The sequence below is a fragment of the Bariatricus sp. TF06-38A genome, from assembly GCF_027690675.1.
In the GTDB taxonomy this organism is placed as follows: domain Bacteria; phylum Bacillota; class Clostridia; order Lachnospirales; family Lachnospiraceae; genus Allocoprococcus; species Allocoprococcus comes.
In genome coordinates, this window is record NZ_JAQFCE010000015.1 from 55,877 (window position 1) to 78,290 (window position 22,414).

25 protein-coding genes are annotated in these 22,414 nt (G+C 46.7%); all 25 read right to left on the reverse strand.

What is annotated here, in order from left to right:
- Positions 1-4: 4 nt before the first annotated feature.
- The 25 genes from PG418_RS11990 to PG418_RS12110 all read right to left on the reverse strand — a co-directional run bounded on the left by PG418_RS11990 (position 5) and on the right by PG418_RS12110 (position 22,410).
- The gene (locus tag PG418_RS11990) at positions 5-1,741 is read right to left on the reverse strand and encodes a C40 family peptidase (RefSeq protein ID WP_002304377.1); all 1,737 of its coding nucleotides are present in this window, start codon (positions 1,739-1,741) and stop codon (positions 5-7) included.
- Positions 1,742-1,744: 3 nt separating this feature from the next.
- Positions 1,745-4,132, reverse strand: a complete 2,388-nt coding sequence (locus tag PG418_RS11995) for a VirB4-like conjugal transfer ATPase, CD1110 family (protein ID WP_002588967.1) — start codon at positions 4,130-4,132, stop codon at positions 1,745-1,747.
- Positions 4,092-4,526, reverse strand: a complete 435-nt coding sequence (locus PG418_RS12000) for a PrgI family protein (protein ID WP_002304375.1) — start codon at positions 4,524-4,526, stop codon at positions 4,092-4,094. Before PG418_RS12000 ends, PG418_RS11995 begins: the two co-directional genes overlap by 41 nt.
- Before the next feature lie 17 nt (positions 4,527-4,543).
- Entirely contained in the window at positions 4,544-5,410 is an 867-nt protein-coding gene (locus PG418_RS12005) for a VirB6/TrbL-like conjugal transfer protein, CD1112 family (RefSeq protein WP_002304374.1), read from the reverse strand.
- A 25-nt stretch (positions 5,411-5,435) separates the two neighbouring features.
- On the reverse strand, positions 5,436-5,597 hold the full coding sequence (locus tag PG418_RS12010) for a Maff2 family mobile element protein (protein ID WP_498837449.1): 162 nt from the start codon (positions 5,595-5,597) through the stop codon (positions 5,436-5,438).
- A 21-nt stretch (positions 5,598-5,618) separates the two neighbouring features.
- Complete coding sequence (locus PG418_RS12015; protein WP_455828449.1) at positions 5,619-7,229, reverse strand: recombinase family protein; 1,611 nt, start codon at positions 7,227-7,229, stop codon at positions 5,619-5,621.
- Between the two features lie 111 nt (positions 7,230-7,340).
- Positions 7,341-7,529, reverse strand: a complete 189-nt coding sequence (locus PG418_RS12020) for a transposon-encoded TnpW family protein (RefSeq protein ID WP_002569233.1) — start codon at positions 7,527-7,529, stop codon at positions 7,341-7,343.
- Complete coding sequence (locus PG418_RS12025; protein WP_498837450.1) at positions 7,526-8,383, reverse strand: ATP-binding protein; 858 nt, start codon at positions 8,381-8,383, stop codon at positions 7,526-7,528. The genes PG418_RS12020 and PG418_RS12025 overlap by 4 nt, the downstream gene beginning before the upstream one ends.
- Positions 8,380-9,135: a phage replisome organizer N-terminal domain-containing protein gene (locus PG418_RS12030; protein ID WP_498837451.1), complete on the reverse strand. Its 756-nt coding sequence runs from the start codon at positions 9,133-9,135 to the stop codon at positions 8,380-8,382. The genes PG418_RS12025 and PG418_RS12030 overlap by 4 nt, the downstream gene beginning before the upstream one ends.
- The gene (locus PG418_RS12035) at positions 9,125-9,337 is read right to left on the reverse strand and encodes a hypothetical protein (protein ID WP_005927784.1); all 213 of its coding nucleotides are present in this window, start codon (positions 9,335-9,337) and stop codon (positions 9,125-9,127) included. The genes PG418_RS12030 and PG418_RS12035 overlap by 11 nt, the downstream gene beginning before the upstream one ends.
- Before the next feature lie 184 nt (positions 9,338-9,521).
- The gene (locus tag PG418_RS12040; RefSeq protein WP_498837452.1) at positions 9,522-11,144 is read right to left on the reverse strand and encodes a relaxase/mobilization nuclease domain-containing protein; all 1,623 of its coding nucleotides are present in this window, start codon (positions 11,142-11,144) and stop codon (positions 9,522-9,524) included.
- On the reverse strand, positions 11,116-11,514 hold the full coding sequence (locus PG418_RS12045) for a plasmid mobilization protein (RefSeq protein ID WP_002569238.1): 399 nt from the start codon (positions 11,512-11,514) through the stop codon (positions 11,116-11,118). Before PG418_RS12045 ends, PG418_RS12040 begins: the two co-directional genes overlap by 29 nt.
- Positions 11,515-11,931: 417 nt before the next feature.
- Positions 11,932-12,351 carry a winged helix-turn-helix domain-containing protein gene (locus tag PG418_RS12050; RefSeq protein ID WP_498837453.1) on the reverse strand — a complete coding sequence of 140 codons (420 nt, stop codon included), beginning with the start codon at positions 12,349-12,351 and terminating at the stop codon, positions 11,932-11,934.
- A gap of 206 nt (positions 12,352-12,557) precedes the next feature.
- Complete coding sequence (locus PG418_RS12055; protein WP_117500820.1) at positions 12,558-14,720, reverse strand: HelD family protein; 2,163 nt, start codon at positions 14,718-14,720, stop codon at positions 12,558-12,560.
- Positions 14,721-15,406: 686 nt separating this feature from the next.
- The gene (locus PG418_RS12060) at positions 15,407-15,781 is read right to left on the reverse strand and encodes a hypothetical protein (RefSeq protein ID WP_002591345.1); all 375 of its coding nucleotides are present in this window, start codon (positions 15,779-15,781) and stop codon (positions 15,407-15,409) included.
- A 139-nt stretch (positions 15,782-15,920) separates the two neighbouring features.
- Positions 15,921-16,061, reverse strand: coding sequence for a Maff2 family mobile element protein (locus tag PG418_RS12065; RefSeq protein ID WP_002578913.1), 141 nt, complete (start codon positions 16,059-16,061; stop codon positions 15,921-15,923).
- Between the two features lie 83 nt (positions 16,062-16,144).
- Entirely contained in the window at positions 16,145-16,537 is a 393-nt protein-coding gene (locus tag PG418_RS12070; protein WP_002304334.1) for a helix-turn-helix domain-containing protein, read from the reverse strand.
- A gap of 5 nt (positions 16,538-16,542) precedes the next feature.
- A complete protein-coding gene (locus PG418_RS12075) occupies positions 16,543-16,863 on the reverse strand; it encodes a hypothetical protein (RefSeq protein WP_002304332.1) in 321 nt (106 codons plus the stop codon).
- Positions 16,864-16,875: 12 nt separating this feature from the next.
- Positions 16,876-18,627, reverse strand: coding sequence for a VirD4-like conjugal transfer protein, CD1115 family (locus PG418_RS12080; RefSeq protein ID WP_002588968.1), 1,752 nt, complete (start codon positions 18,625-18,627; stop codon positions 16,876-16,878).
- Positions 18,627-19,109, reverse strand: coding sequence for a PcfB family protein (locus PG418_RS12085; protein ID WP_002304320.1), 483 nt, complete (start codon positions 19,107-19,109; stop codon positions 18,627-18,629). Before PG418_RS12085 ends, PG418_RS12080 begins: the two co-directional genes overlap by 1 nt.
- 36 nt (positions 19,110-19,145) lie before the next feature.
- Positions 19,146-19,457, reverse strand: a complete 312-nt coding sequence (locus PG418_RS12090; RefSeq protein ID WP_002304317.1) for a DUF5720 family protein — start codon at positions 19,455-19,457, stop codon at positions 19,146-19,148.
- 10 nt (positions 19,458-19,467) lie between these two features.
- Complete coding sequence (locus PG418_RS12095) at positions 19,468-20,109, reverse strand: DUF3846 domain-containing protein (protein ID WP_002588969.1); 642 nt, start codon at positions 20,107-20,109, stop codon at positions 19,468-19,470.
- A gap of 54 nt (positions 20,110-20,163) precedes the next feature.
- The gene (locus tag PG418_RS12100) at positions 20,164-20,691 is read right to left on the reverse strand and encodes a hypothetical protein (protein WP_002304315.1); all 528 of its coding nucleotides are present in this window, start codon (positions 20,689-20,691) and stop codon (positions 20,164-20,166) included.
- An 8-nt stretch (positions 20,692-20,699) separates the two neighbouring features.
- Positions 20,700-21,626, reverse strand: coding sequence for a ParB/RepB/Spo0J family partition protein (locus tag PG418_RS12105; protein WP_002304314.1), 927 nt, complete (start codon positions 21,624-21,626; stop codon positions 20,700-20,702).
- Positions 21,583-22,410 (reverse strand): ParA family protein, encoded by an 828-nt coding sequence (locus PG418_RS12110; RefSeq protein ID WP_002304313.1) that lies wholly within the window; start codon positions 22,408-22,410, stop codon positions 21,583-21,585. The genes PG418_RS12105 and PG418_RS12110 overlap by 44 nt, the downstream gene beginning before the upstream one ends.
- Between the last annotated feature and the right edge of the window lie 4 nt (positions 22,411-22,414).

Sequence of the window (22,414 nt, forward strand, 5' to 3'; positions counted from 1 at the left end):
TCCTTTAGTTTCTGATTCTGCCGAAGCAGTAAAAATGCTGTTGCCAGTAATTCGATTCGATAGAAGCGTAGGAAATGGGGTTTCCGCAGTGGATCATCATACCATTGCCAACATAGATACCAACGTGTGATGCACCGGAGGTATCATAAGTGCCTTGGAAGAAAATCAAATCTCCCGGTTTGGCAGAGCTTTTCGGGATAATGTCGCATACGCCCATCAAACCGTTTGCGGTCAAACGACCAACACTCCAACCGTTTCCGCAGTGATTGATTACATAGGAAACAAATCCGGAGCAGTCAAAGGAGGTAGACGGGCTGCTGCCGCCCCACACATACGGGTATCCCAGATATTTTTCAGCTTCCCGAATCATATTGGCAAATCTTGTGTCTGTCAGCGCTTCGCCCGGAATATCATAATCGGTGTACTCGCCGCCAGGGGTGGCGTAAATGTCATTTCCGAAAATATCCGGTCTGTTGCCCCTTGTCTGAAGCAAAATTCTATATCGCTCCATATCATCTTCCGACAAGCCGGAATTTGAAATCACACTGTTCAAGCCCTTATTTCTGAGCTTCACATTCAGAATATAATATTCGTAATCTTCTTCCTCTGTTGTTGTCTCTCCCGTTTCGGGATCAGTAGAAGATGTTGTTCGTGTACGAATCTCTACTACTTCCGTCAGGGTCAGCTCATATTGTTGCTCAAATAGCCATTGCAGGGTAGCCTGCACCTCATCTCTGGTGTAATCCTCAAACTTCACCGTCAAATACGCCGCCAGCTCATAAGGATTGTGGTTGATTTCATCAAGGTCATACCGGTACTCGTCATATCCGCTATGAGTACGCTCGATATTATTGATTTTATTGCGGAGCGCAGCTTCCAAAGCCTTGTAATCATTGTCCGCACCAATAATATCTTCCTCTTTTGCAGTAAAAGAAGTTCCCAGAATGATCTGTGTGCCGCCTTGGAACATAGCCGAACAAGACGAGAACATCCCTGAGAGTATCATAAAAAGCAGTCCGGCAATCAAAACAAACAGAATCGTTTTAGAGTGTGTGGTGCAGAACTCCGTTACTCTTTCTGTGATGTTCTTGGCTCCCTGAGCTGCTTTGCCCGTTGCCTTGCCTGCACCCTTAGATGCAGAAGCCGTTGTCGAAGCGGTATTCTTACCGGCTTTGGCGGCAGCATATTCTTTCTTGATTGCCCTTTTCTGTTGCCAACGGGAAAAGGGATTGGAACCGGCATCGGGGTTGTCCTTTTTGAACTTCTCATACAGGGCATTTACATTTGCTTTATCTGACTTCTCAACCAGCTTTTCCGCCTTGTCGTAGGCTTTCAGCTTGTGACTGTAAACGGCATGATCGACGGTATAGACAGTGGATTCAACAGCCTTGGTCGTTTCCTGCACAGCCTGAACGCCGATATTATCATCCTCATATTCTGACACCGCCCGATGTGCTTTGGATGTGAGCGTGACTGCGGCACCACGGCTTGCCATGTGCTTTGCCACAGATGGGCGCTCGATTTCCGTAAACTCCGCTTTTTCAAAACGGAGCTTTGCTTTACGGGAACCGGCTGCATCTGTTTCCAGCTTTAGCTTCGGCTTTGCCTTTTTAGAAGCCAATTTGTCTGCCGCTTTTTCAGCCCTATCAACCGCCTTATCTGCACGGTCGGCAGCTTTCTTCACATGAGAATCTGCAAGGTCATCTTCGGTAAAACGGAGTCGTGTAGGTCTTTTCGCCATACATTACGCCTCCTTTTCCTGTGCCACCTCGTTTAACTTCGTGGTCATAATGCGATACAGTTCCAGATCTGTCGGGAATCGGTCAATGAACGGCAGAATCACATTGCCATAGAACAGAAGTCCTTCGCCCTCACCGGAGTTGGTTACATAGGACAGCTGATGCGGCGAAATGTTCAACCGCTGTGCCAGAATACTTCGGTCATCGCTTGCCTGATTCAGCATATAGATGAAATCAGAGTTTTCGAGGATGTTGGCAATCTCCGGGGAACGAAGCAGGTCTTTGACATTCTGAGTAATACCGGTCGGCAAGCCGCCCCATTTACGGAATCGCTTCCAGATTTCTACGGAATAGGTTGCCGTCTGTTCTTCCTTCAGAAGCAGATGGAACTCGTCAATATAATATCTGGTCGATTTACCGGCAGAACGGTTGGCAGTTACACGCCCCCAGACCTGATCCTGAACGATCAGCATACCGATTTTTTTCAGCTGATTGCCCAGCTCCTTAATGTCGAAGCACACCAGACGATTCTGAATATCCACATTGGTTCTGTTGTTAAACAGTTTCAGAGAACCCTTAACATAGATTTCCAAGGCGGTCGCTACATGGTGGGCTTCCTTTTCGTCCTGTTTCAGAAGGGCATCATACAAATCCTCAAGGATCGGCATATTCTCAGGGGCAGGATTGTCGAAATATCTCTGGTAAATCTGATGCACACAACGGTCGATAACCGTCTTTTCGATAGGCTGCAAGCCATCCTTACTGCCCATAATCAACTCACAGAGGGACAGGATAAAATCAGCTTTCAGTGCTACCGGGTTGTCATCCTCAGAGTAGTTCAGGTTGATGTCCATAGGGTTGATATAGTTGGTACTGGAGGAGCTGATTTTTACCACCTGACCATTGAACTTGTGAACCAGAGCCGCATATTCCGCTTCGGGGTCGCAGATGATAATATCGTCATCCGTAACCAGGAACGCATTGGTGATTTCACGCTTTGCGGAAAAGGATTTACCGGAACCGGGAGTACCCAGAATCAGTCCGTTGGGGTTCTTGAGCTTCTTTCTGTCCACCATGATAAGGTTGTTCGACAGAGCATTCAGCCCGTAATAGAGCGTTTCTCCACCATTCTGGAACAGCTCCTGCGTGGTGAAAGGCACAAAAATAGCCGTGGAACTGGTAGTCAGGCCACGACGAATCTCAATCAGGTTTTGTGCCAAAGGCAGGCTGCTCATCAGTCCGGATTCCTGCTGAAAATCCAAACGACGCAGATTGCAGTTATGCTTCTGGGCGATGCTCTGTGCCTGGAACACATTGTTCTCCAGTTCCTGCTCGGTGCGCCCGGTGTTCAGCACCAGAAATGTCACCATGAACATTCGCTCATTCTGGCTCTGCAATTCTTTCAGAAGTGACTTCGCATCTTTACCATAGGTAGCAAGGTCAGATGGGATAATGTCCATGTCATAGCCAGAACGCACAGCCTTTTTCTGTTCCTCGATTTTGGAACGGTCAAGCTCGGTGATGATTCTCTTGATGGTCTTAATCGCCGCAGTCTGGTCAACCGACTGGATGTGCATGGTCACGATCTGCGTGGATTCCATATCCAGAAAATCCGCCAGCATACGATCAGACAGGTCTGATGCCGTAATTGCCAGATAAGACATCGAACCGAAGATACTGCCCATCTGGAAGGTGCGGTTGGTCTTAAAGGCAAACGCCGTCGGAGCAATGAAGTCCTTTACGGACAGCCCGGATTCCACAAGATACTTCCAATCGAAGAAGAACTTATCATTATCACCCATGTGGAACATAGAGTGCATCAGATGCAGCCGCTCTTTGCCGTTCATGGTAGTGGCAATGACACCCAAACGCCGAAAGTTATTGAGCAGATCGTTTTCGATATGGTTGAGTCTCGGCTTTGCCTGCCGCATGGATTCGGCTTCAATGCCGAATGTCAGGTACTTGGTTTTGGTCAAGCCGTTGTTGCCCTGCGCCAACTGCTTTTTCAGCATCTGGCTATACTCGGCACGGACGGGATTGAAGCTGTCCTTCTTGAACGGGATACGGATACTCTTTTCAAAGCTTTCAGCATCGGTACTCAGGTTCATAAAGGAAAGCTCAAAGTGAATGGAGCTGTCAAAGAAATTCAGGAAACTGCACCACTCATCGAAGATGGCAGTCTTATCTTCCTGCTGTGCCAGCTGATAGTTGATGTCCTGAAACTGAATGGTCTTGGTGTAATAACTGTCAGTGACACGGCAGATGCCATCCGGGAACATTCTCTGAAAGGGAATGGACTGCTGTGCAGTCTGCGGAATACCGTTGTCCTTCTTTGCCCGTTCCACAACAGCTTTAATTTCTCGCTGCTGCTTCCGATTCAGATTTGCAGGCATTTTGATGTTTCTTGCCTGTGGCTTCTTTTTGAAAAACAATTCGTTCAACCTCCTTTTCCAGTTTGTACTGACGCATCAAAGCGTCATAATAGTTGTCCGTCTGATAAGGGCGAACCTTGGGACGAACGAATTTGGTCTGAATGAAGTGTTCTACAACCACTTCCAACGGCTGACTATCCTTTTCATACATTGCCAGAAAGAACAACGGTAACATGACGATCATCATGGACAGTGCTGCAAGGCTCACATTTCCGGTTGCTTTGACCAGAAAGAAAATCGGCACTCCGATGAGCGCCGCCGCACCAAAGCAAAGTAACTGCCGTTTCGTCAGATTGAAGAACACTTTTGTTTTTACCCTCGTCAGGTCACGAGGTACGGGAATATACGCTGCCAAACAATTTCCTCCTTCCCTTAGTGAGCGCTGAATACACCCTTCGCAAGCGAACCAGTCTTAAACAGGGTGAAGCACAAAAGGACGGTGTAGCCCATAACACCCCAGATAGAACCGATGATGTCATCACTGAATGCGATAGACTGAATCAGCACCGCATAAATGCCCACGCAGATCATAATCAGGAATCCCTGGAATCCGATTGCAAACAGCGAACGCAGATAATTCTGTCCGATATTGCTCTGTTCTCTGTTTCCAAAAGTGGAAAGCGGAATCGGGGCAAGGCTGACCATCAGATAAATTTCAATCATTCGACCGTAGACGATCACAAAGATGATGATTGCCAAAGCGGACATCGTGACCTGCACGATAAAGGATTGCAGGAACAAGCCGAGCAAAGGACCCAAATCCATTGCCATCAGCGTTTCTTCCATTGTTTCCAATGCCGAAGCATCTATGGCAGTATTTCCGGATATGATACCGGCGCTTGCGTTTATAACGTGCTGTGTCACATCAAACACAGCCATCGTGATATTGAATGTGTTTGTGATTAACATGACCGCAACAAAAGTCTTGAACACCCATTTGAAGAAGATCCAGGTTTCAAAATTTGCCAGATTGTTGTGGTCAATAATCATCTGAATTAGCTCATAACAGGCAATGAAGGTCAGAATCAAGCCTGCGATTGGGATAATCACTGACTCGGAGATGTTTCGTACCATGGCAAAGACACCCGGCGAAAAATTCGCCGGGGTCATGCCAACGGAGGTTGCTATCTCGCCAACCTGGTTGTTGACGGACTCAAACATCCCCGACAGATTTCCCATAATAGCTGAAACGAGCATTTCTTTCAGCCAGTCTGTGATCTGTTGGAGTATGCTGTCCAAAGGCGATTACCTCCTTGTTTTGTGATTAACCGAACAGTCCGGAGAGCAGAGGTACAAGGGTGGTGCCGATGAGGGCAACACCGCCGCCAGCCATGAGCTGCTTCATGCCCTGGGACTTTACTGATGTGTGATAAAGAAGTAATAGAAGTGTAAAAAATTTTGCCGTTCCTATCCGGCACTTGCGCATTGTGTCGGATAGGTCGGGCGGTTATTCGGGCAAGTCCACCTTGCCAACAAAAGAATAATAAATCTCAATGTCCTGTCTGCGAGTCTTGTTCTCGTCATAGCTGCACTCATGCACAACGATTTTCTCTACAAACTCCCGCAGCAGAGTAGGGGTAAGTTCTTCAAAGCTGGTATGCCGCCGGACAACATTCATAAACTTTTCTGCGTTCACGGTGGCTTCCTGTGCTTTGGAAAGCTCCGCTTGAATAGCAGCGGCTCTTTCTTTCAGCTCCCGTTGCTCTGCTTCATAGTCTGCCGACAGCTCTGTGAAACGCTCGTCTGATATGCGCCCGGTCACGCTGTCCTCATACAGCCGCTTGAAGATAGCGGATAACTCGGCTATGCGTTTCTCGGAGGCTTCCAGTTCCTTTTTCTTGGCGGCGTTCCTGCGTTTGCCCCCGTCCTCGTTCTGCTCAATCAAGAGCTTCATAAACCGGGCTTCATGCTTTGCCGCATAGCTGGTCACTTTCCGCAGATTGGAGAGTACACCAGCGGTCAAGAGGTCGGTGCGGATAAAGTGCGCCGTACAGTCATGGGTGCGTTTCTTGTAGTTGCCGCAGATATAACAGTCCTGCTTGCGCTTGTCCGTCTGGTATCGCTGCTGATACATCACGCTGCCGCAGTCCGCACAGAACAGTATGCCGGAGAACAAACCCACTTCATCATAGCGGTTGGGGCGTTTGCGCTGTTTGCGAAGCTCCTGCACTCGTTCCCATGTTTGGGTGTCTATGATAGGCTCGTGGTGGTTCTCGAAAATCACTTGCTTTTCCGGGGGATTTTCTACACTGTGCTTGACTTTGTAAGAAAGTTTTTCTGTCTTGAAATTTACCAGACAGCCTGTGTATTCCCGGTTTTCAAGGATATGCACTACGGTATTGGTCGCCCACTTGCACTCATAGCCGGGGTGGTAGCGGCGGGTGCTGCCCGTCCTGCGGTATTCCAGCGTCCCCGGCGTGGGGATTTGCTGCTCTGTGAGCATACGGGCTATCTTGGTCGGACCGTTCCCGGCAAGGCAGAGGTTGTATATCTGCTTGACTACGGGTGCGGCTTCCTCGTCAATAATGAAATTTTCGTCCTCGTCCATGAGGTAGCCATACACAGGCTTGCTTGTGATGGGCTTGCCACTCATGCCTTTTGAGCGTTTTACTGCTTTGATTTTCTTGCTCGTATCTTTCACCAGCCATTCGTTAAAGATATTCCGCAGCGGGGCAAAGTCATTGTCGCCCTGTGCGCTGTCCACTCCGTCATTGATAGCGATGAAGCGGACACCTTTCTGTGGGAAAATCATTTCCGTGTACATTCCCACTTGCAGGTAGTTTCGCCCTAACCTCGACATATCTTTTACGATAACTGTCCCGACTTTTCCGGCTTCAATGTCCGCAAGCATGGCTTGAAAACCGGGTCTTTGAAAGTTCGCACCAGAATAACCGTCGTCCGTGTACCAGCGCAGATTGGAAAAGCCGTTCTGCTTTGCATAGGTTTCAAGGATACGCTTCTGATTGGAAATGGAATTGCTCTCGCCTTGCAGCTCGTCCTCATGGGAAAGTCTTGGGTAAAGGGCGGTAATTGGTTGTTGGTTGGTCTGTCTTAACATAAAATCCTCCGTTTCCGACAGCCAGCCCCACTATTCCGTATCTTAATTGTACCACATGGGGCGGCTGTCTGTATAGCGGCAAAAGCGTCAAATCTGCTTCTTTATGGTCGGTCAAATCGCCGTTTTTTGTGTAGCAGCTTCCGCTTCCAGCACTTTCATCATCTTGTCGGCTGCGGTGTCGGTTGCACCCTGCTTGAAGAAGCCGGAAACGGTAAGGACGGAGTTGCCCATGCGGATTTCCGTTACACAGTCCGGGCGGCGGTCTGTTTTGGTGGTGCTTGTCTGTTTGGTTTCTGTCATAGGCTCTCCTTTCGCTGCTTCATCAGTTGCTTTAAGCGTTCCAGCTTTTCCTGTGCGGTTTCCTTTCGGAAGTTGCTGCCCGTGAAGCGGACGGGGGCGCACATGGAAGTCAGCCTGTCATAGATACGGGCGTGGGGCGTGTCCTGCGGGTGCTGCAATTCCTCCAGCGTGAGGTTGGTCGTGGCGATCAGCGGCTTGCCGCTTCGGTAACGGCTGTCAATCACGCTGTAAACCTGTTCCAGCCCGTATTCCGTCCCTCGCTCCATACCGAAATCATCAAGTATCAGCAGGGGGTAGCTGCAAAGGCGGGAAATATATTCGTTCCTGCCCTCAAAGCTGGCGGCAAGGTCATTGAGTATCGTTGCAAAGTTTGTCATGCACACCGGGACTTCCTGCTCCATAAGGGCGTTGGCGATACAGGCGGCAAGGTAGCTTTTTCCCGTCCCCACGCCTCCCCAAAACAGGTAGCCGATATTTTCAGCCTGCATGGTTTCCCAGCTCTCCACATAAAAACGGGCGGTTGCGGTCTGCGGGTTTCTGCCGTTGTCATGCTCAAATGTCCAGTTCCGCATAGCAGGGTCGGTAAAGCCCCGGCGTTTCAAGTCCTCCACTGTTTCAAGGTGCTTCTGTCGGCTTTCAGCGGCTTCCCGTTTTTCACGGGCTGCCCGCTGGCAGTCGCACTCTGTCGGGTGTCGGTCATGCCCTAACCATTGGGCGGTTTCTTTTGAAAAATAGGCTTCTTTGGGCGTATGGCACTTGCCGCAGTATAAAAGCCCGTCCTCGCCTGTGTAGTCCTCCGCTTCGGCGGTAGTGGCTGTAATGTCCGTAATCATAGCTTCAATCCCGTTTCTCATAAGCTCTCGCCCTCCTTGCATGAATAATCGGGTATGCCCTGTTTTGGGGCAGCCTTGCCTTTGGCAGCGTCCTCCTGCGCCCACTTGTAAATGGTGGCTGCATGGCTGTGGTACTGCTTCCCGGTGGAAGCGATATGGCAGGAAAGCCGGTCAATATAATACTCCCACTTGTCGGGCAGCTCTGTTTTCAGCCCGGAAAGCTCTGTATCGGTCAGTATCACATTGTTGTATCTGCCATAAGCGGCGGGGGCGGGGTGTCCCGTTTCTCCCTCTCTCTCTTTTTCTATCTTTATCTCTTTCTCTAACTCTATCTCTATCTCTATCTCTGGTGGACGAATGTCGGACAAATGTCCGCCTTTTGTCCGGGACGGTAAAAGTGCCTTGTTTTCCAACCTTGCAGCCCGTTTCCTTTCGGCTTCGGTAGAGGACTGTCCTATCATCAGTTCAATGTCGGTCATATAGAAAGCCCCGCTGTCAAGCTGCTCCACAAGCCCCAACTGCCGGAAAATCTCTAAAGCCCTCTCAACCGTCCCTATCTGGTGGCGGGTCAGTGTCGCTATCATCTGTGCTGTGTAGGGGATATGCTCGTCAAGCTGCAACTTCCCGCCGTTTTTCAGCGATTTTAAGTACAGCTTCAAGAGGATATTGGAATATAAAATTCCGTCTTTCATATCTTCCAGCAGCACAATGGAGTCGCTGTCAAAAAAGTTCTCTTTCAGCTTGAGGTAGTAATACTTGCGGTTATCTGCCATTGTCCCTGTCCTCCTTTTTCCGGCGTTTGGAGTAGTAGCGGGGGCAGAGTATGATAACCGCCCGGAAGCTCTGCTTGCAGCTATGGGTACAGCCCCGGCAGAGGTCGTTGTATGTGATACGGTCGCAGGTGGTATTTCCGACTTTTACTTGCCGCAGGAAAAAAGACCATTCCAGCCGCCGTTTCTTGCTCATTCTTGGCATGGGTGCGCTCCTTTCTGCCGTTTCCGCTGGTGTGGCGGTATCGGCGGTAATTCTGTATCATCTCGGTATCATTTTCGGGGTTTTTCTGCCCTGTAAGCCCGTTAAAAAATCCTTTGGTATTGCGGATAGGGTACGGGGCAGCCCCCTTGTTCTGTATGGGTTCGGGTACATTTTGGGGCGGTTTTTATCGCTCCTGTTCCTGCCTTTTCACGGGCTTGCGTTCCCGGCGTAAAATCTGGTCGATATTGCCCTTGACAGTCTGTAAGCGGCGGTATTCCTCCCGTTTTGCCCGGTAATCGTTGTAGCCGCTGTTTTTCTCTTTGATAAGGCTTTCAATCTCTGCTTGCAGGGTTTTATAGCCCGGCAGCTTAGAAATGCCGTTCTCCCTGAAATAGCGAGCGGCTGCGTCTGCTATGATAAAGTCGCTTTCGTGCTTCTGTCGGTAGGCTGCTTTTGCTTTGGCGTTTTTCTGCTGTTTCAGCCCGTCCCGGACAGGGCGGGTCTTGGAATAGGCAAGCACCTGCCGTTGCAGCTCCTTTTTCCCGTCCAGCGTCTTTTCCACCTGCTTCAGCTCCGTAAGGCTTTCCCGCATGGCGGTATAGGCGGCAGAACAAGCTTCGTCCATTTCCTCCGGGGAAGAAAAGCCGTACTGCTGGTAGGCGGTAACGGTAGCCGCCATTTGCTTTAGATTGTGCTTTGCCGCCCAGCGGTCATAGCCTACGCCCTTGCCCTCGGCTCGCTTTGCTTCCCGGTCAACCATGCGCTGTAAGGTGTTGTCTGCCGGGGTGGTTTTTGCGGCTTTCTCCTCCTGCAAGCGTCCCTTTTGGGGGTGGGGGTATTTTGGTATGGCTGTGGTCTGTTCGGCAGCTCTGTAGGCGTTCTGCGTGAGCAGGGCAAGGACAGCAGCCTTGTCAAAATCGTCCCCCAGCTTCCGGGCTGTGATAGGCTTTGTCCTGTCCGGCGTGAGGTAGGAAAGCCGCCCCCGGCTCTCCTTGACGGTCACACCCTCCCGCAGCAAAAGGGAAGAAAACTCGTCAAAGCTACCAGCTTGGGAAAGTGCCTGCCGTATCGTCCGGCGCAGCTTCGCCTTGTCCGTTTCAAACTTGGTGGGCTTGGTCGGCTGTCCGGCGGCTTCTCTGGCGGCGTTCTCTTTATCAAGGGCAAGCTGCCCTTTCTTTGCCGCCCAGTATTCCCGTTCCGTTATCCGTTCCTTGCTGCCGTTCAAGAGGTCGATTTGGTAAAGCCCCTCCCGGTGGCACATCTCCATGACTTCACTCTTGAAATATTCCATAGCGGCGTTGGTGCAGCGGTGCTTGCAGCCCGCCCTTGTGTCGGCTGGTCTGTCCATGTAGGGCAGAAGCGTGACTTCATAAATCCGCAGGGAGTTGATGACGATATGCACATGGATATTGCCGCTGTGGTTATGCCCGTCCGGGTGGGTGCAGACTAATGCTTGGTGTCCAGGGAAATGCTTTTTGCAGAACTGCTCGCCCAGCTCCTGCGCCCGGTCTACGGTCAAGCCGTTGTCTGTCCCGTCCCGTGGGTCAAAGCTGATGATATAGTGGTGGCTTTTCACATCTTCCCGTTTTTGGTTTTTTTCATAGCGGAGATTAGCCCGCATACAGGCAACAGCGAAATCCTCGCCCCCGCAGTTGAGGGAAGAAATGCGGTAATCCTCCCTCGGTATCAGCCGCCCGTTTTCATCAAGGGTGGGCTTCATGGTAAACTCGTCATGCTCAAATGTGAGATAGGCTTCCGCTGCGCCATAGTCGGCATTTTTAGAGCTGATATGTTTGAATGTTGCCAACAGCGTCACCCACTTTCTGCAAGACTTCAAACTTTAGGGCAGCAAGGTCGGAAACCGCCGCCCGTACCTCCCCGGCAAGCTGCGGGTAGGGGCTGTGCCACTCGTTCAGCGTCCGGGCTATCTGGTTTAAGTTGCCGCCGATCCTGCCGTATTCGGCGGTCAGCTTCCCAACAGCGGCAAGCAGCTCGTCGTTGACGGGGGAAACGGTTATGATGGGGCGTATGGCTGCCCCGGTTATGGCTTGCCGGATAAACTCGGCTTGGCTCATGTTGTAAGCAGAAAGCCTTTCCGCAAACTCGGCGTATTCTTCCTCGGTCATGCGTGTCTTGACTACCCGGCTGCGGTGGGGCGTGTTATATCGTTTTCGCATGGTAAAAACCTCCTTTCTGTGCGTGGTGTCCTCTCACTAATAGGAGAAAAACGGGGTGTAAAGCGGAACTGTTTTTGAAAAATTCGAAAAATTATTTTGAGGGATTTTTAAGCGGCGCAAGCCGCATAAGCAGGGTTTGGGGAAGGCACTCCCCAACAAGATTCCCGCAGGGGCAAAATGAGTGAAAAGCGAATTTTGGTACTGCGGTAGAATCTTGCTCTAAGAAAACGGCGAAACTCCCCCTTTACTCCTTACTACGCAGAGAAATGCAAATATGGCAAAGTTTTGAAAAACTTTTTGATAAAACTTTTCGACAAAGCTGGAAAATCAGCGCGGTTTTTGGCGCAAAAAAACAGGAAACCTTTTCTGATTTCCTGTCATGGTATGCCGCTGTAACGGGCGGCGGTTATTCTGTTGTCATTCCCCGGAAGCAAACTTGTAGCCCATACCTAAAACGGTTTTTATGTAAATGGGCTTGCGGCTGTCCGGCTCTATTTTTTTCCGCAGGTTGTAAATCACATTTGCAACGCTTGACTGGCAGCTTTCACTTTCCATGTTCCAAACGGCTTCAAATATTTGTGTCCGTGTGAGGACAATGCCGGGGTTGGAAGCAAGATATACAAGGGTACTGTATTCAAGGCGGGTAAGGCTTATTTCCTCCCCGTCTTGAAATACCCGGCGTTGGTTCTGCTTTATTTCCAGTCCCGGAAAAGATAACACGGAAGCGGTTGTGATCTGCATGGGTTCAATCTGTATATAATCAGATATTGCCGATATGATTTTGTCAATCGCTGTTTCCTCTTGTTCGTTAAGTGTCAGCAGTAGTAATTTCCCCATGTTCATTACCTCTTTTATCCGTTGAATTTAAACTATATTTTTCTGTCGTGTTTTTGACAGTAAGCAACAAATATATATGATAGAGAGCGTAATGTCAATTTAATGCCATTAAAAGAGAAAGATGGTCTGTCTAATTATTATCATTTTGTTCATATGCACTTACGCTGCGTTTGGCATTTAGGCAATTCAATATATTGTAAATTTATCTATATCAGCGGGCTAACCTCATTTTCACAAAATAAGCTAAGTTTGTGAAGCGCTCTTGTGCAGGCAACATATAAGAGGTTTTTATCATCTTCATCATGGTAGTTTTGGCTATCTGCATCACAAATTAAGACAGTATCAAATTCTAATCCCTTTGACATATATACTGGTAAGATAAACACGCCTTGTAAATCTGATACGCTCCCATTTTTAATTAATTGAATATCAAGTTTGTGTTTAATTTTATTAAATAGATAGGTTGAATTTTTTTCGGTTTTACAAATTAAGCATATCGACTGAAACCCTTTCTCTTGGCATAATTTTATTTCCTTAACAATTTCATCAATGAAGATTTCGGAATTATCAGCAATATATACTTTTGGGCTATCGCCATTCCGATTAAAACTTTTTATCTGTGAACTTTGTTCAATGAACTTTAAACTAAAATTTAAAATTTCATTCGTACAACGGAAACTTTTATCCAACATAATAAGAGAAGATTTTTTCTTGTTCAATATTTTTTGAATTTGTTCGTAGAAAGAAATATCTTCTTTTTTGGCAAGAGTCTGTTTCATATCTCCTAAAATAGTAAATTTGGCATTAGAAAAAAGCAAATTAAATATTTCATATTGGAGAGGGTAGTAGTCCTGTGCTTCATCAATGACTACCTGCTTAATATTTTTATATTTATTTGTTCCGTATATTTTTAAATACAAATAAGCGATTGCTATTGCGTCATCATAATACAAGCTGTCTGCTTCCAAATTTTCCTTAGTATATTTCCAAATATTTTTTATGTTTTGTGACGGATTGCTATTTTGCAGCAGGCTATAAAAATAGGCTTCATTGCTAAATAATATTTTATATAATTCAACAATGTCAATTTTTATAAATTTCTGTATTTCCTGCTTGATTAGATTTTTTTCTTCTTTATGCCCCCGCCCTTTTCCTGTTCCAAATATTTGTTCTAAAATATAATCTTCTAATTGTTCTAATTTTATGCCTAATGGTGTTTCTGGTCTTCCTAATATCTTGTCTTTTAGAATTTGCCCGCTTACAACGCATTTTCCCTCATAATAAACATCTTCAAATTCTATCCACTGGCGGGGTATATCAATGAGAAATTGGTCTAAAATTTCCCTAAAAAAACTTGACGTTTTAAATTCTATACTATTTCTTGAAATTTCCTTGTATTTTGAATTGACAATCAAGTTTTCTAAAAAATCATTTCTTGACTGAATTTTCCTGCCATTTAATAACTCACTAAGTATATCTTCAAACACGGAAGAAATAACATTATCTTCTCCCAATTCGGGCAATACATTTGAAATATATTGCTCAAATATAGAATTTGGGGAAATAATCATAATGTTATTTGCGGACAGCTTTGTTTGTAAACCTTGATACATAAGATAAGCAGCCCGGTGGAGAGCAATAGAGGTTTTTCCACTTCCCGCTACACCCTGTACCATTAGCAGGTCATTTTCCATATCTCTAATAACCACGTCCTGTTCATGCTGAATTGTTTCAACAATAGCTTTCATTTTAGCAGTAGTGTTTTGTGACAGTAATTGCCTTAAAAATTCATCAACAATCTGAACATCTGAATCAAAAAAATATTCCAGTATTCCGTTTTTTATTTCATATTGGCGTTTCAAATTGAGTTCACCTGTTACTCGTCCACATGGAGCGTCATAAAACGCTTCGCCTGTCATAAAACGATAGAAAACACTGGCAATCGGCGATCTCCAATCATAAACATACATCTCTTGATAGCTGTTTTTTCGTAGAGAAGAACGTCCAATGTATATTTTTTCAAATTCGTCCTCATCATCAAATTTAAAATCAATTCGGGCAAAATAGGGCGATTTTATCATCTTTTCTAACAGAAGTATTTTATGTTCTTCTTCTTCATAATCTATAATTTTGTCTGTAACAGGATTGATATATTGGCTTAATTCAACAAGTGCCTCGAAACCGTCTGATGTGTACAGTGATGTAATGCCGTGTTCTGTATTTTCACGCACATCTTTTTTGGCTTCGATAATTTCTGATTTCTTTTTGTCTGCCGCTTCTTTTGCCTGCTTTAATTGTTCCTCGGCTAAAGAGATTGTTTGTGCTAATCTTTTTTCTTCAAACGCTTTTTCTGTCTGATTATTCCCCATAATGATTATGACCTCCTTGAAAAATGAAAGAAAGTTTTACTGAAACATTGCTAGGCTAGTTTAGCATGTGTCAGCTTATATAAACAGTCTTGTATTTATAAAATTTGTATGGTATTATTATAGTGGGAAGAAGTATGTTAGATATTTGATTTCTGCAAGCATATCAATTCTAATACGGACGTGTAATTTAAGCAATAAACAAATTGGGACAAAGCAGTTATACCGCTATGTCCCAATTTGCTATTACTCCATATCTTCAGCAGACAGAAACACAAGCCCGACAAATTCTTCCTCAATCAGTTTCTTCAACTTTTCCACTGTGCTCTATGCAGGCTCCCGTATCTCCATTCCAACCTATAATCTCTTTCTGTAAAAGCAAATCTTGTTCTGTGAAAAAATGAGTTGGATTCCGTAGTAGTCGGCATTGTGCGTAATGTGTATAACTGACTGTATCATGGAATTGTGGGTAACTCTGTTTGCAGGACGTGGGAAAGCTGCACTTTAGCTTTTCCATGTGCTGTGAATAGAGTTATCCATGATTCCATAGCCTGTTATGCACATTTCCACAATGTTTGTCTTTTGGTCGTTGGTTCGGAAAAGAAAAGCCCTGTATGTTATTATATACAGAGCCATTCTAATCTTTTTTTATCCACTACATAGAGCGTTTCCTTTCTGCAAAATTCATTTTACAGAGTGATACCCGCCTTTTTTGCAAAGTAGTCTTTTCTCCCGGTAAGCTCTGACTGTTTTTCCTTTGGAAGATTGTTGAATAAATCATCATAAAGAACATCAGCTAACTGCATTTCTCTCGCAAGCAAAAATACATTTAGACTAAGCCATTCCTCCCAAAGCCCCTCAAATAAGCTGTTACTGTCTGTATAGGTGTCAAGCTCCTCAAAGCCATGTGACGCTGTATAGCATTGCAGTTTAACAAAGCCATACCTACCAACATCAACCAACAAAATATCTTCGTCCTCTATTTCGTACAGTTCCTCAAACACATCAATCACTTTGCGACACTTTTCCCGTTCTTCCTCTGTGATATATACTGTTTTTTCCATGCTCAATTACCTCTATCCTTTCAAATTGTGGAATACTGTTTTCAGTTTTCTTCTACTTCTGAACCACATATTTGAAATGCCATATATGCCATTTTATACGGAATAGAGGTTGGCTGTCTGCATTTATCAGTGTGTTACTTTATGGCACATGAGCATTTGCGCCGGGGTTATCGTTGCCGTAGCCCTCAAGCAGATTGATTGCACCCCAGATGCCAAGACCTGCGCCCAGAGCGATAACGAGAGTCTGAAGAACGGTTACTGCGCTATTGAAAAATGCCATAATATTTTCCTCCTAAAATTTGAAATTGTTTTGAGAATAGAAAAAGCCCTCCGTACTACCGGCATCAAAACCGGACGGAAGGCTTAGTTTACGAGAATCTTTTCAAGGAACTCCTCGACGGTTATCACGCCAAGTTTCTGTTCCATTCTGCTTCTTGCATATTCAGTTTCACAATCATATATATCACCACCACCTTTCATAAGAAACAGCCAATACATTGACTGCAACAAATCTTCACGAGAAGCACAGATTGTCGGTGAAAAAACGACAGGTGAAACCTTCAGAACCTCTGCGAGTTTCGCTGTGGTTTCTGCATTAGGGGTTCGAGCGTTTTTCTCATACTGAGCAATACGGACATCCGCTGTTTTCTCGGAATACCCCATCAGGAGTCCAAGCTCTTTCTGGGTAAGGCGGCGAAATCGTCTAACGAACTTCAATCGCTGCCCAATAGAGGTATCCGTGATCCACCAAGTCATTTTTTTTACACCTCGCTTTCTGCAAATTCTCGATATACAACCTCATTTTTTGCTCTGCGCTTGCCTACGGCTTCACTGGGAGCAAGGTCAGGGTAGGTTGCCTGCACTTTCTGTCTGCTTCTGCGGACAGTTTCAAACCCCGGAAAGCTGCGTCTATCCAGTTCCTTCAAAAACACAGGAACCGTCATGGCATGAATGTCGATGCCACGCAGACCGGAATAGTGTTCCAGTACCATCAGGTACAAATGATTGTCGGTATTTCTTGCCTTGTGGTCGTGTTCCAAGATGTTCTTAACCAGGGCAGATACCGTTTTCAGATTTTCCAAACAGAAACCTCCTTAATCCGCATCGACTACCACAAACTCATCACCTGCCTTGAGCTTCAACCTTCGACTCAGAAACTGCTCAATGTTGAACTCATTTCTCTTATCAAAGTCTGATGTGTACTTATAATTGGGGTGCTGCGTCAGATCGTACTTGTCAGAAAGAAACGGTCTGACACCACGCAACTGCAAAATACACTTGCTGCCATCCAGAACCGCAAGCTCATCTACGCTCGCAAGGTCTTTGCCTAACTTCTGATAATTCAAGCCGTAAGACGGGCTGTTACCTCTGGTGTTGGAGGTGTTGTAGGTGTCGATAGTTTCTTTTCCCAATGCCTGATTCAGTTCTTTGAGCGTGGTTGGCTCAGAACCACCCAGGAAAATTCGGGAATCCATGTTGCCGATGATGGTATCGGCATTGTCTTTATAAATGGCTTTCAGCTGTGATTGTGCCTGGAGAACAAGGCAAGCCGATATTTCACGGCTTCGGATTGTCGCTACCAGTTTTTCCAGATTGGGAATCTGACCGATGTTTGCCATCTCATCAATCAAGCAGCGCACATGAACCGGCAGTCTGCCGCCGTACACATCATCTGCTTTCTCGCACAACAAGTTGAACAGCTGTGTGTAAATCATGGAGATCAAAAAATTAAACGTCGCATCCGTATCTGACATAATCAGAAAGAGCGCCGTTTTCTTATCTCCGAGAGTATCCAACTGCAACTCGTCATAGGCAGTCACATCTCTGACCTCCTGAATATCAAAAGGAGCCAGACGAGCGCCGCAGGAAATCAAAATCGACTTAGCGGTCTTGCCGGCAGCCAGCTTGTATTTTTTATACTGACGGACTGCAAAGTGATTCGGCTTTTTCTTTTCCAGGGCTTCAAACATCAGATCCACCGGGTTCTGGAACTCCTCATCATCTTCCCGCACCTCCATTGCGTTCAGGAACTCAATCAGGGTGGAGAAATTCTGTTCCTCAACCGGAGCTTCATAGTGGATATATCCGATCAAGGCACAGTAGAGCAGCGTTTCCGCCTTCGTCCAGAACTCATCACCGGCTTTTCCATCACCCTTTGTGTTGGCAATCAGCGTTGTCACCAGTTTCAGAATGTCTTTTTCTGAATGGATATAGGCAAATGGGTTATAGTGCATCGACTTCTGAAAGTTGATGGTGTTGAAAATCTTGATGGTGTAGCCATGCTTCAAAAGGGCGTTGCCGCACTCAATCACGATGCTGCCTTTCGGGTCAGTGACCACATAGGAACTGTGCATCTGGAGAAGGTTTGGCTTCAACCAAAAGCGAGTTTTACCGGAACCCGAACCGCCGATAATCAGAACATTCTTATTTCGGGCATTGGCAGGATTCTTCGGGCGATTGCTCATCATCAGCCGCTCCGTTTTCGTCAGGATCACATTGTCCTCGAACTTTGGTGCAATAAACGGCTCAATATCTTTTGCCGTTCCCCAACGAGCAGAACCGTACTCAACATTGTGTCGGTACTTCTTTGCGTTTTTGCCTTTTAGATAGACAGCCAGCCGAAGTCCTGCGCCGCAGAGAATACCAATCAGCAAATCCAACGGGTGAAAGCTGGGAAACGGATTGTTCAGGGCTATCGGAAGGGCATGAAAAAAGCTGAGGATTTTCGCAGATGAATCTGCCCCCTCAGCCAATCTCCATGCTTCTCCTAAATTCGTAGCGAACAACCCTACCAGAAAATACGGTAAATTCAGAATCAGGAGCTTTTTCATTTTTCTCTTATCCATCACAGATCACGCTCCTGTTTCTTCTCTCGAACCTTCTTCGGAATCGCTGCGACAATTTCCTTGAACTTCTTCAGCTGCGCCAGAACGCTCGGCTTTTCATTCTTGGTTAATGCCCTTGCCTGATGTTCCTTGCAGATTGCATCCAAAGCATCTGCATCTTTAGAACGGACAAAAACAAGAAACCGGGGAGGATCAACGGACTTATCTTTTCTTACGGCAAAGTCCACGCCATACTTCTTGGCGAGCTTTTCAAAATCACGGATACTCTCTTTGTCGATCTCAACATTCGTAGCACCCTGATTCTGTCCCAAAAGCTGTTTCACGGATTGCTTTCCATGAACGGCAGGGTCTCGTGCCTTTTTCATCTTCACTTTTTCCCGGTGCTGCAAATACTTGCGGATACCGGCAATGATAGTGCGCCCCGTCAGCTTGGTTGTGCTGATCGCCAGGTTTACTGTTCTGTTTTCAACTTCTTCCTGCATGATTCATCACCTCCTGCAAGCAGTAGAGTGAACAGATTATCGTGCCATATCTCTGTGGTCGTAATACAGATTGCCCTTGGCAACTGCGGCATGGCTGATAATCTTGATATTGCCAGCTTTCTGGTTATCCAGAGCCTTCTGATAACCCACATCGCTCAAATACAGGCGATTTCTTTCGCCTTTCCAACCGACAGGCGATTCATCGGTCAGCACATCGAAAATAATCATGTGCTTGGTGGCGTCATCAAATCGTGCCAAGTCCATATAGGTATGTCCCTGGTACTCCTTGGCACCATCCTGAATCCGCTTTCGCTCCATCAGCTCTCCAATCGTCGAATTTCTTTGCATAAGAACCTCCTTACAGAACATCTCGGTCAGGGTTACTTTTGTGGGGAACCGAATCAGCTTTGACAGGTGCATCTTCTTTCTTCACCATGTCATCCGGCAGGGGAAGCGCCATAATGCTGCGCCCCATGCGTACAAAAGTCTCAGGCTGATGAAAGTGTTCCTCAAACTGCTTCATCAGTTCCGGGGACAGAGAACAAAAATCATCCTCGCCCAATCCCACAACCAGAAAATCACCGGCGATAATGTCATAAATATCGCCGTCATCATCACGCAGCGCACGGTTCAGTTCTTTGCCTACGAGTTTACCTTCGTCGTGCATCACCAGTGCAACCGGCTCATTGAACGGATAAGTTGCCTCAATATCGCCACCTACGGCTTTCTGCAAATCCTCCAGCTCACAGCCGATCTGCACAGCCTGCGGATACATGAACGGCTTTACCAGCAACACATTCATGGTATCTGCCTGTTCTTTCTGAACCTCCCGTTCCTCGGTCGTGCCGAACGCAACACCGGTAAAGTTTTCGGAGTCCAGAATGTACTCCGAATTGTAATAAGCGGCTCTAACCTGTTCCTCTGCCGCATCGTGAGATTCTGCTTGCACCGTAACCGTTTTCTCCAAGGTTTCGGTGATCTTCACATCGTATTCTTTCAAGTTTCGATACCTCCGTTTCTTTGGAAATAAGAAAAGCGACCATCCATGAACCTGTTACAGTTCATAAATAGTCGCATCCACATCGGCTAAAAGCTCGAACAAGCAAATATCGTCCAGTTCGCAAATCAGGGAACCCATGTCGAAGAAAATATCGTCCTCGCATTCCACCGTAGTAACCACGCTGCGGTGTTCGTTAAGACAAATGGCTTCTTCCTTGTCCATCGTGATCGTAGACATACAGGACACCACATAGAATGTCATATCTTCTGCTAACCACAGCTCCTTGCTCTGAATCGTGCGAACTTTTTCATCGCCGCTCATATCTTCTACATAGGACAGAAGCCGCACGGCTCTGCTGTTCAGAAGTACCTTTCCCTGATAGTCGATACCCTCACCAGCAGAGGACAATACTCGATACTCGCTAATCATCTCGGCATTTTTCTGAAACGACTTTGCCAGAAGCGCAGGAGAAATATCATCGAACTCCTCACTGTAGTTTACGAGCATATCTACCATATAATCAGGATCGCAAAGGTCGTAGAGTTCTTCCAAAGCGCCCTGAATGTTTTTGGGTGTAAACATTTTTTACCTTACCTTTCCATTGATTTTTCTCTTTTTTTCTGCCATTGCTCCAAAAGCTGAATGATTTTATCCTCCATCTGCTTGTTGGTATAGGACTTCGGGAAGTATTTTCGCAACGAATCCGTTTTGAAGGTTACTCTGTCCAGCTCTCCCTTCTTGATTTCATTCATAATCTCGCACATCGCATCCAGCGTACACTCGCCCTCCTGTGCGAGCTTTTTAATTCGCTGTGCTTGCGAAAGGGAAGGAGCTGCTTGAGCATAATCCATTGCAGAAAGAAAATCCTTCTGTTCTTCACTTGCCAGATAGGAAAGCTCCACCGCAGGATTGAATTTGATCTGACCCGTATCTACCATATCCAGCAGTTCCGGAATCAGTTCGGTCAGACGGATATAACGGTGTACCTGATTTCTGCTTTCTCCTGCCTCCTGACCGACTATATCCATTGCCTGCAACTTCATCCCAACTTGGGATGAAGTTAAATCGGTGCGTTGACCTTGATGTTTAATCGCATCCAGCTTCATCTTATAAGCAAATGCTCTTTCACTCGGCAGGATACTCTCCCTCTGCAAATTCGCATCAACCATCAAAATAATGGCTGCATCATCGTCCAGGTCACGAACAATCGCAGGCATGGTTTCCTTACCCGCAAGCTCCGATGCCCGGTGCCGCCTGTGACCAGAAACGATTTCATAACCACCGTCGGGGTCAGGACGGACAATCGCAGGAGTGAGAACTCCGAAATCTCGGACGCTCTCTGCCGTTTTCATCATTTCTTCATCATCAACCACACGGAAGGGGTGTCCCTCAAAGGGGTGTAGCTCAGAAAGCGGAATTTCCTGCACACGCTCCTGCTGGGCTTCAGCTCTGGATTGATCGGTGGAGAAAATATCATCGTACCCCTTCAAGCTGATGTTTGCGCCTTTTTTCTGCATTGTTTAACACCTCCTTCGTCAGAATTTTATAGGCTTCGGCAACTTTGCCTTTGGGATCATGCTTGAAGATACTGGTTCCCTCTGCGCTGATTTCCTCTGCACGGACAGAGCGGGGAATGTCGGTCTTGTAAACCTTCAGCTTTCCGCCGTAGCTCTCCCGAATCAGATTGCTGATGTCTTTGGAGTAGTTGGTGCGGCTGTCCACCATCGTCAGAAGAATCCCTTCAATCCTCAGTTTCGGGTTGATTTGCCTCTTGACCTTGTTGATGGTTCCAAGCAGCTGTTCCAGACCCTTTGCAGGAAGGTATGCTGCCTGAACCGGTATCAGCACATTGTCGGCAGCTGCCAACGCATTGACGGTCAGCATACCCAAAGACGGCATACAGTCAAGAAGAATGTAATCATAATTCTGTTTGACTGTATCCAGGTATTGCCGGAGAATGGTTTCCCGGCTCATGGCATTGACCAGTGCTACCTCCATACCTGAGAGTTCGATGTTGGACGGCACCAAATCAACGCCCTCCGGATGATGAAGAATCCCTTCATCGGGAGTAATAGGGTTTTCCATCATAATCTTTCCCATCAGATCGGAAAGTGTCGGAGACAGATCATCCGGGCAGGGATTGCCCAAACTGACCGTCAGGGAAGCCTGGGGATCGGTGTCTACCAGAAGCACCTTTTTTCCTTCAAGAGCCAAGCCAACGCCCAGATTCTCGGTGGTGGTGGTCTTTCCAGTGCCTCCTTTCTGATTGACCACCGCAATGATGGTTGCTTTTTTCGACATTTAT

What these genes read in the sequence shown, in the direction of transcription:
- PG418_RS12035 (WP_005927784.1), bottom strand. Translation starts at nt 9,337, where the DNA reads ATGCCAAGAATGAGCAAGAAACGGCGGCTGGAATGGTCTTTTTTCCTG.
- PG418_RS12020 (WP_002569233.1), bottom strand. Translation starts at nt 7,529, where the DNA reads ATGACAGAAACCAAACAGACAAGCACCACCAAAACAGACCGCCGCCCG.
- PG418_RS12065 (WP_002578913.1), bottom strand. Translation starts at nt 16,061, where the DNA reads ATGGCATTTTTCAATAGCGCAGTAACCGTTCTTCAGACTCTCGTTATC.
- PG418_RS11995 (WP_002588967.1), bottom strand. Translation starts at nt 4,132, where the DNA reads ATGCCTGCAAATCTGAATCGGAAGCAGCAGCGAGAAATTAAAGCTGTT.
- PG418_RS11990 (WP_002304377.1), bottom strand. Translation starts at nt 1,741, where the DNA reads ATGGCGAAAAGACCTACACGACTCCGTTTTACCGAAGATGACCTTGCA.
- PG418_RS12080 (WP_002588968.1), bottom strand. Translation starts at nt 18,627, where the DNA reads ATGGATAAGAGAAAAATGAAAAAGCTCCTGATTCTGAATTTACCGTAT.
- PG418_RS12030 (WP_498837451.1), bottom strand. Translation starts at nt 9,135, where the DNA reads ATGGCAGATAACCGCAAGTATTACTACCTCAAGCTGAAAGAGAACTTT.
- PG418_RS12110 (WP_002304313.1), bottom strand. Translation starts at nt 22,410, where the DNA reads ATGTCGAAAAAAGCAACCATCATTGCGGTGGTCAATCAGAAAGGAGGC.
- PG418_RS12060 (WP_002591345.1), bottom strand. Translation starts at nt 15,781, where the DNA reads ATGGAAAAAACAGTATATATCACAGAGGAAGAACGGGAAAAGTGTCGC.
- PG418_RS12090 (WP_002304317.1), bottom strand. Translation starts at nt 19,457, where the DNA reads ATGCAAAGAAATTCGACGATTGGAGAGCTGATGGAGCGAAAGCGGATT.
- PG418_RS12100 (WP_002304315.1), bottom strand. Translation starts at nt 20,691, where the DNA reads ATGTTTACACCCAAAAACATTCAGGGCGCTTTGGAAGAACTCTACGAC.
- PG418_RS12010 (WP_498837449.1), bottom strand. Translation starts at nt 5,597, where the DNA reads ATGCGCAAGTGCCGGATAGGAACGGCAAAATTTTTTACACTTCTATTA.
- PG418_RS12045 (WP_002569238.1), bottom strand. Translation starts at nt 11,514, where the DNA reads ATGCGAAAACGATATAACACGCCCCACCGCAGCCGGGTAGTCAAGACA.
- PG418_RS12050 (WP_498837453.1), bottom strand. Translation starts at nt 12,351, where the DNA reads ATGGGGAAATTACTACTGCTGACACTTAACGAACAAGAGGAAACAGCG.
- PG418_RS12105 (WP_002304314.1), bottom strand. Translation starts at nt 21,626, where the DNA reads ATGCAGAAAAAAGGCGCAAACATCAGCTTGAAGGGGTACGATGATATT.
- PG418_RS12015 (WP_455828449.1), bottom strand. Translation starts at nt 7,229, where the DNA reads ATGTTAAGACAGACCAACCAACAACCAATTACCGCCCTTTACCCAAGA.
- PG418_RS12025 (WP_498837450.1), bottom strand. Translation starts at nt 8,383, where the DNA reads ATGAGAAACGGGATTGAAGCTATGATTACGGACATTACAGCCACTACC.
- PG418_RS12055 (WP_117500820.1), bottom strand. Translation starts at nt 14,720, where the DNA reads ATGGGGAATAATCAGACAGAAAAAGCGTTTGAAGAAAAAAGATTAGCA.
- PG418_RS12085 (WP_002304320.1), bottom strand. Translation starts at nt 19,109, where the DNA reads ATGCAGGAAGAAGTTGAAAACAGAACAGTAAACCTGGCGATCAGCACA.
- PG418_RS12070 (WP_002304334.1), bottom strand. Translation starts at nt 16,537, where the DNA reads ATGACTTGGTGGATCACGGATACCTCTATTGGGCAGCGATTGAAGTTC.